Here is a 7,836-nt window from a genome sequence, read left to right as displayed (position 1 = left end):
GGTCGATGGAGGCCAGCAGGGCGCGCAGTTCGTAGTCGGCGGTTTCGTCCGGGCAGGGTGCGAGGCCGCCGCAGGTGCCGCATACGCCGTAGTGGCTGGTGAGGACTCGGATGAGGGAGTGACCGGGACAGATCACGTGGGCGCGTCGGCCTTCGTAGGGGCCGTGCAGCATGGTGCCCCAGAGGTAGACGTTGCCGTTGAGGCGGGTTCTGGTCTTCTCGATTTGGCAGGCGTGTTTGAGCGCGGGCCGGTCGGGTGAGCTGATGGGCATGATCATCCCGCGTGTCAGGTCTGCCGCGTACAGCGTGTCGGTGGGCCGGGTGGGGTGGTTGGGGTTCATCGTCTTCTCCTTGCGGTGTGCTGGAGGCCCTCGGGGGGCTGGGAATGGAGTTGTCGGCTGCATGGCGTCGCGGGGTCCTGGTGGGCGTGGAATGTGTTGGGCTGGTGGGGATCAGGCGATATCGAACAGTGGAAGCGCCGAAGGGTCGGTCCGTCTGTGTGGCCGTCGGCGGGCCGGTGTCGGTGGCTGGTCGACGAGTTCGTCGGCGACCAGGTCGGCGAGTATTCGGTCGGCGGCGGCGCGGGTCGCGGGCTCGGTGTCGATGTCCCATTTCTGTCGGAGGGCACGGATCTGTTCGAGCAGGTCCGGTTCGGGTGCGTCGAGGATCTGGGCGACCTGTTCGAGGGTGAGGTGCAGCTGATCGGCGATGTGGGCGGTGTCCATGCCGTCGCGGTGCGCCCATCGAATGCTGGTGTCGCGGGCGAGATCGGCGGCTTCGTCACGAAATCCGGCCAGCGCCAGCCGATGTGCGGCGCGCAGGACCGCTGAGGTTGGCCGCCGGGACGGGGTGGCGCACGGGGTTCGGGTGGCGGGCCCGGTCAGTGCGGTGAGGACCTTGGCGCGCCAGAGGAAGGCCCACCGGATGCAGTTGGCGCAGGTGCTGTGGCCGGTGCAGCCGGGCAGCAGGATCTGCTCCCAGCGGGCGGTGTCGGACCAGGCCATGCTGTCGGAGGAGGCGAGCTGGGAGCCGTATTCGGCCAGGCCGGAGGTTTTGATGCCGAAGCCGTGCAACCGGATTCCGGGGACCGCGGTGGTGATGGCGGCGATGATTTCGGCGGCTTCACGGGTGTTCTGGCGGCGGCAGACGCTGCCCACGGCGACGATGGGTTCGGCCGCCAGGTCGATGCCGGCTTTGGCGTAGAGGTCCAGGCACAGCTCGTAGTCCCGGCGGCGGAACCCTTGGATGGTGGGCGCGATCGGTAGCGTCGAATCCAGTGCGCGCAGGTCGAGCAGGTTGCCGACCGAGCGGCGCAAGTGCTCAGGCACTGACAGTCCGGTGCCGGCGAATCGGATCTCGCCGACCCGGCCGCCGTGGATGATCATCGGTTCACACATCCAGTCCTGCGGCGCGGCCCAGTTCAGTCCGCCGATCTCGTCGCGGTAGCGCCGGACCCGGTCCACGTATTGACGGGGGGTGACCGAGTCCCAGTTCCCATATCGCTGTAGCTGGGTGAATCCGCCGGAGTCCAACGCCCATTCGCCCCGCGCGCGAGGCAAGGTTTTGCGATCCCGCAGGCGCACATCGCTGATGAACAACGGCGCGGTCGTGCGGGACAGCCAGTGCGGGTGATGGGTGCCCAGATAGAACTTCACCGGTCCTCCCACGGTCTTCGGGCACCGCCGGTGGTCGGCGGGGCGCTGAGGGTGAGGTCGGGCAGGGGTTCGGGTGGCCGCCAGCCGATCAACCGGGTTCCGGTGTGGGTGTAGGTCGCGATTTTGGCGGCCTTGCGCTGTTCGTACTCGGTGCTGTCCATGCCCCACACCTCGATCACCGTGGAGGTGGGGGTGTCGGTCAGGACGAAGTCGGGCAGCGTGAGCGTGGTGTGGTCCCAGCGCAGGGGTTTGAGGAAGGCGCGCCCGGCGCGGCGCAGGGCGGTGTCCATGACGAGTTCGTGGCTGGAGTCGGCGGGGATGTAGGTGTGGCCGGTGAGCATCACGGCCGCATCCACCACCTGCGCATAGCCTTTCGGGCTGGCCTCGATCAGCAGCAGCGCGATACGACGTCCGCCGGCGTCGGTGGCCGCCTGGGTGAAGGCGGTGTCGTAGGAACGCAAGACTTTGGTGTGCAGGCGGGCGTCGATGTAGGCGCGTCGGGCCCGGGGCAGGTGCGCCAGGACGTAGGCGTGCCCGTAGCGGGTGGCTTCCACGGATTTGAGTTCGGCCAACAGCAAGCCGCGCCGGGACTGCCCGTCGGCGCTACGCAGCCTGGCGAGGAAGGCGTCGAAGGCGGCGATATTGGTTTCGCCCAGCCCGTTTCGGTAGGCCGGGACGGTGAACAGCACGTCGGCCAGCGGGTGGCGGCTGAGGGTGATGTCGCTGCTCTGGCGAGTGATCGCGGTGACGACCGAAGCCCAATTGCGGTGCCGCTGTGCGGGTTCGAAGCAGTTCAGGTTCGCGTCCTCCCACAGGAAGTGCAGCAGGCCGAGCAGCCCGACCGCGCGGCGCCCGCTGCCGGTATTGCCCCCGTCTCGGTCGCCGGTGTCCGCGCGCGCCGCGGTGGCGGTGGTGCCGCTGGTCAAGGGAGTGTCGAATCGGATGCTGGTGCCGTCGGGGCCTTCGAGGATGGCGGAGTCGGCGTAGGCGGAGCGGCCGGACAGGTCGGCGTCGACGGCGTGGAAGGGACAGCCGCTGTCGTGGTTCTGGCCTTCGCCGGGCCAGCGGGCGAGGTGGTAGCGGTCGCCGCGGCGGCGGATGACCAGCCGTAGCGGGGCGGCGGGGCGGCACAGGCAGTAGCCGTGTTTGTCGGAAGCCTTGGCCGCGGCTAAGACTCGCGCGAACTGTTCGGGCTTGGCGCGCAGGTCGTCGAGTCGTATCCGTCGACCGGCCAGGGTTACCAGATCCGCCATGGCCGGTTATTCTCCCGAGTCCAGGTCGAGTTCGGGGATCGCCTGTTCACCGCCGGTTTTCTTCGTACTCGAGGCGGTGGGCAGCGGGTGCAGCAGCGCCGAGGCGGTGGTGGGGCTGTCGAAGAGTCCGGGCGGGAGTGGTGCGACGGGCAGGGGGTCGATGGGGACGTGGCGGGTGGGGCTGCACGCGTGCATCGGCCCGGATTCGCCGTCGGTCAGCGCCCGCATGGTGGGGTCGTAATCGTAGGTGTACCAGCCGATCAGGGCGTGATCGTCACCGGAGCGCACGGCTTTCTCCCAGGCTCGCCATAGGGCGTCGAGGCGGACGTGGACTGGTGGGTGTTCGAACCAGTGGGCGCACCACACGCGCCCGCGCCCGCCGTCGGACAGTTTCATCGCGGTGGCCGGGGATAGCCAGCCGACGACCCAGGCTCCGACGTGCGGGAACACATAGTCGTCGTCCTCGGTTGGGGTGGGTTGGTTGCCGTTGACGCCGCCGGTGAACGCGTCGTCGAGTTCGTCGCCGAAGTCGAGGGTCATGACCGGATCCGTTCTTTGCGCAGGGATGTGGGCTCGTAGCGGGCCAGGGAGGCGCGGATGGCCTCGGCGTAGCGGGTGGCGTGCCAGGGCACTTTGCGGACCAGCACGGGCGGGTTGCCGGTGGTCAGCACCAGCGCGAGATCTTTGGGCAGCTCGGCCAGCAGCGAGACCGGCAGGGTGCGTTCGGTGGACCAGGATTGGGAGCGGGAGGAGCCGCCGCGGCCGTGGCTGTCCGACCAGCGCGCCACGTCGTGGTCGCCGATCTGGTCGCAGAGCCCTTGCAGGTATTTGGTGTCGCGCACCCCGCCGGCGTAGATGTGCGCATTACTGGCCGACACCAACTGTTCGAGCTGGTTGGCGGTCCACACTTCCGAGGCTTGGGCGGGGCTCTGCAGGAAGGTGACCAGGACGACGCCCTGGGATCCCAGGTGCGAGTACAGATACGGCAGTTCCTTCAATCGGCAGACGTTGGCGGCTTCGTCGAGGACACCGACCAGCGGCACCGGCAGCCGACCGGCCGGTGAGCGGGACGCGACGGCCAGCGCGTGGTCGAGGATGCGGCCGACCAGCGCGGTGACCAGGGCGGTGGCACTGTCGGGGCCTTCCAGCGACATCAGGAACAGCCCGTCGCGGGAGGTCACGAAGGCGCGCGGATCGAATTGCGGCAGGTCGTGGGTGGGATCCCAGGCGCCCAGGGCGGTGGTGTCGCCGTCGAAGTGCTTGCGGGCCGGGGGCATGACCGTGGCCGCCCAGCTCGGATCGGACAGCACCGCGAGCATGCGGCGCGCCATGTCGTAGAGGCCGTCGCGCTGGCGGGAGTTCAAGCCTTGGGCGGTGCGGAGTTTGATCGCAGCGATCTGCTGTCCGGCCTGTTCGAGCAGCCGCGCCGGGACGGGGGTGTCTTCGGCGGACAGCCAGCCGTAGGCGTGCATGATGTCTCCGCCGCCGACCGCGGCCGCCAGCAGGTTGAGCGCGAGCAGTTCCAGTGCACCGCCTTCGAAGTAGTTGTCGGCGCGGGCATCGGGGACGGTGGTGGCGGCCTGGAAGTATCCGGCCAGCCGGCGCGCGGCGGGCAGGGTGTCCAGGCCGGCGAGGATGTCCCACCACCACGGCTGGGCGGGGTGTCCGCAGCGGCCTTGCAGGTCCGAAACCCACACGCGCCCATAGGTTTCGCGCACGCCCCGGCAGTGATCGTGCAGATCGCGTTTGTTGCTGGTGGCGATCACCGGGCCCGGTGCCGCGCACAGCGCGGTGATCGCCAGGGACGCGGTCTTGCCGGTGCGGGGGCCGCCGAAGCACACACCCTCGTCCTCCCAGGACATGTAGACCGGCTGCCCGCCGATCACCGTGCGCCCCAACTCGATTCCGATATCGCAGGCGGTGAGGGTGTCGGCGTCGGGGCGTAGACGGCGGGCTTTCGCGCGGGCCCCGGCACCGGAGACTTCCCGCAGACGGTGCGGTCCGGCCATCACCCGGGCCCGGCGCGTGACTTCGTGACGCCGCACCATTTTCGCCGTGACCAGCGCTCCTGCGACGATGAGTAGGGATTCGGCGAGCCCGACCGCCGCGACCGCCAGCACCGGCCAGGTATCGGGGGCCTGGAATTGCTGCCAGGGGTTCGCGCCGACGCTACCGAGGGCGGCCATGCTCGCCCACCACGCGCAATAGCCGACCCCGACCACGGTGGTGACCACGGCCGCGGTCGCGATCACCACCATGTCGCCGGTGATCCGACCGGCCGGGGCGGCGCGGCGCGTGGTCACGGCGCGACCGCCGCTTCGGGTGCCGCCTGCGGGGCTTGCTCAGGCGGAAGCTGCTGGGGCGCTTCGGCTTCGAGCTGCTGCTGTTTCTCCGCTGCGCGCTTGCGTCCGGCGGGTTTGGTGTCGGCCGCGAGCTTCGCACCGGCGGCCGCCGCGTCGGAGGCCTTCGCGGTGTCGGAGGCTTTGACGGGCGCGGATTTGCGGGCGCGGGGTTTGCGCGCCGTCGTGTCCGCAGAGCCGGCCTCGGCCGTTTTGGCTTTGGGTTTCGCTTCGGCCGTGGGCGGGGCGGCTTTCGCGGCATCGGGTTGGCCGGGCCATTGCTCGGGGATCTTGTCCGAGTCCTTCGCGGCGGCGGTCTGGGCGGCTTTCGGCTCGCTGTGCTCGGTGCCGCGCCCGTTGGCTTGGGTCTGCTGCTCGACCAGCGCGCGGGCGGCGTTGAGTTCGGCGAGGGTGTATTCCGAGGCCAGGCGGGTGACGCGCTCGACGTCGATATCGACATGGCGATCGGCGATCCCGCGGGCGGTCGACGGGTCGGCCCCGGCCGCCTTGAGGCGTTTGCCGAGTTCGGCGGACGATTCCTCCCAGCTGCGCGCCACTTTCCAGGCGTATTCGCGCTGTGCTTCGTGCGCGGCCCATTCGGCGACCAGCTTCTCGAGCTGGTTCGCCGGGGACGGGTCGACCTGAGGGGCGGGCTGGCGGCGCCCGAACATCCGCGACCACAAGCTCTGTCGCGGGGATCGTTGGCGGGGTGAATGCTGCTGGGCCGCACTGGTGTTCGCGCTGTGACCGGTCGTGTGCCCGGCGGCCTGTTCGCGGTCGTGTGCCCACCGGTGTACCGCCCGCCGGGCCGCGAGCAAGGCTTGGGCGGCGGCCTCAGCGAGTACCAGGTTCTCGGCGACGATCTGTTCTTCTTCGTGAAGGTGTTGCATGACAGGGCCTTTCGATTCGACGAGGGGAAGAGGTTGCGGGATTCACCGCGCGGCGGTGCCCGGTCGCGGCGCGAGCGCTGGTCGGTCATGGTGCGACCTCCACCGCTGCGGCAGCCTGCTGGCCGATATCGGACGGAAGTAGTTGCGGCGCTGGATGGTCGGGGGTGTGCGCGCGGGCGTTTGTCGCAGCGACGGCGGTGAGCAGGCGTGCGGACACGGCGGTGGGGCCCGGCCGCAGTCGGTGATCCCAGGCTCGATCGCGCTGATCACGGTGTCGTCCGGCGCGCGCGGCGGTGTGCAGGGCGGTGTCGAGGATCTCGCGGACCTGCGCACGCTGGGCGCGGGGCAGGTGTGCGGTCACCATCTGCTGGTGCAGGCGGGTCAGGTGCTGGTGGTAGGTGTTTCTGCGGCTGGTCAGCTCGGCGCGGGTGTGGTGGCCTCGCGCCAGCCAGGCGATATCGTCGGTGACCGCGCGCAGCGAATTCCGCATGCCGGGTGCGGTGATCACGGGATCCGGGAGCACCGTGCGGACCTTCTCCCCGGTGCCGTGGCCCAGCAGTGCGGCGCGTGCACGGTGGCGGGCCAGCTCGTGGTGATGTTTGCTGGCTTCGTCGAGCAGCAGCAACGGCGGCAGGTCGTGCTGGTCGGGGTGCGCGGCGAGCTCGTGGCAGCACTGCGAAAGCCGTTCGCGCTCGAGCGGATGCAGCCCGCGGCCGGCCAGCAGGTGCGTGATCTGTCCGGCGACGGCGTCGCGGGCGGGATGCGGTGCGCGGGCCAGTGCGTGCAGGCGGGCGGTGAGCAGGTTGCGGTCGACGTGATCGGGCCAGAGCGGTGTGAACCGATGCCCTTGTGCCAGTTCGCGGACCGCGCTGCGGACTCGCTGCTGGTCGGCGAGGGTGAGCGCGCCGGTTTCGGCGGCCAGCGCGGCCGCGAACGGGGCTCCGTGACGGGCGTAGCGGGCCAGCAGGCCGTCCACGCGCCCCCGGGCGGCCAGGGCGGGGTCGATGAGCACGCTGGTGTGCAGCAGATCGGTGTGCGGGGTGCGGCCGTCGACGTATTCGAAGATCAGTGCCACGTCGCGTTCCGCGTGTGCGGGCAGGGACAGGGCGATGAGCTGGGCTTCGAGCCGATCGCGGCGTTCGGGTTCGTCGGCCAGGTAGGCGGCCGCGGTCTGGGCGGTGGGCGGATCCGACCGCCAGGCGGTGACCGCCTCGAGTGCGCTGGCAGGCAGCGCGCAGCAGGTCAACGCGGTGCGGGTGGCCTCGGCTAGCGCGTGCCGGGCGAGTGCGGCCGCCACGGTGTGCGGCGCGGACGGGGTGGGTGGCCCGGTTGCGGGGAGATCCGGGCCGGTGTCCTCGACCAGGGAGATGCCGCGGCGTTCGGCGGCCTCGATTTGCCGGTCGCGGTTGGCGCGTTCGAGCGCGGCGCGCTGGGCGGGAGTGGAGGTGCGGCGCGGAACGGCTTTGGTGATGTCGAACAGGTAGGCCACCAACGGGTTTCGCCGTTTGCGGGGGCGTTCCATCTTGGCGGCGATGTCTTGGCGGCCGGGGCTCAGCCCTGCGTCCCGCAGTTGCCTGCGGGCCTTCAGGTGCGGCGGCGCGGCCATCCAGCGGTAGACCGGAAGCGCGCCGTCACTCTCGCGGGTCACCGCCCCACCAGTCGGCAGATAGGACACGGATCGGGTAGTGGGGCATGAGAAC

At 70.3% G+C, this 7,836-nt stretch carries 7 protein-coding genes; all 7 read right to left on the bottom strand.

Annotated features, from left to right (window positions below; genetic code table 11):
- Positions 1 to 340: hypothetical protein (locus JK358_RS38475; RefSeq protein WP_201958757.1), on the bottom strand; the 340-nt coding region annotated here is incomplete at its 3' end.
- Between the two features lie 111 nt (positions 341 to 451).
- Complete coding sequence (locus JK358_RS38470) at positions 452 to 1,654, bottom strand: deazapurine DNA modification protein DpdA family protein (RefSeq protein ID WP_201958755.1); 1,203 nt, start codon at positions 1,652 to 1,654, stop codon at positions 452 to 454.
- Entirely contained in the window at positions 1,651 to 2,907 is a 1,257-nt protein-coding gene (locus JK358_RS38465) for a DUF1173 family protein (protein WP_201958753.1), read from the bottom strand. Before JK358_RS38465 ends, JK358_RS38470 begins: the two co-directional genes overlap by 4 nt.
- Positions 2,908 to 2,913: 6 nt before the next feature.
- Entirely contained in the window at positions 2,914 to 3,447 is a 534-nt protein-coding gene (locus JK358_RS38460) for a DUF4913 domain-containing protein (RefSeq protein WP_201958751.1), read from the bottom strand.
- Entirely contained in the window at positions 3,444 to 5,210 is a 1,767-nt protein-coding gene (locus tag JK358_RS40575) for a type IV secretory system conjugative DNA transfer family protein (protein ID WP_201958749.1), read from the bottom strand. Before JK358_RS40575 ends, JK358_RS38460 begins: the two co-directional genes overlap by 4 nt.
- Positions 5,207 to 6,136, bottom strand: coding sequence for a hypothetical protein (locus JK358_RS38450; protein WP_201958741.1), 930 nt, complete (start codon positions 6,134 to 6,136; stop codon positions 5,207 to 5,209). The genes JK358_RS40575 and JK358_RS38450 overlap by 4 nt, the downstream gene beginning before the upstream one ends.
- A gap of 85 nt (positions 6,137 to 6,221) precedes the next feature.
- On the bottom strand, positions 6,222 to 7,784 hold the full coding sequence (locus JK358_RS38445) for an RRQRL motif-containing zinc-binding protein (RefSeq protein WP_201958738.1): 1,563 nt from the start codon (positions 7,782 to 7,784) through the stop codon (positions 6,222 to 6,224).
- Positions 7,785 to 7,836: the final 52 nt, after the last annotated feature.

It is taken from the genome of Nocardia acididurans (assembly GCF_016741815.1).
Taxonomy (GTDB): Bacteria; Actinomycetota; Actinomycetes; order Mycobacteriales; family Mycobacteriaceae; genus Nocardia; species Nocardia acididurans.
This window is presented reverse-complemented; position numbering and strand designations above follow the sequence as displayed.

Excerpts from the sequence above, each read along its gene's own strand:
- JK358_RS38450 (WP_201958741.1), bottom strand. The coding sequence starts at position 6,136 with ATGCAACACCTTCACGAAGAAGAACAGATCGTCGCCGAGAACCTGGTA.
- JK358_RS38465 (WP_201958753.1), bottom strand. The coding sequence starts at position 2,907 with ATGGCGGATCTGGTAACCCTGGCCGGTCGACGGATACGACTCGACGAC.
- JK358_RS38460 (WP_201958751.1), bottom strand. The coding sequence starts at position 3,447 with ATGACCCTCGACTTCGGCGACGAACTCGACGACGCGTTCACCGGCGGC.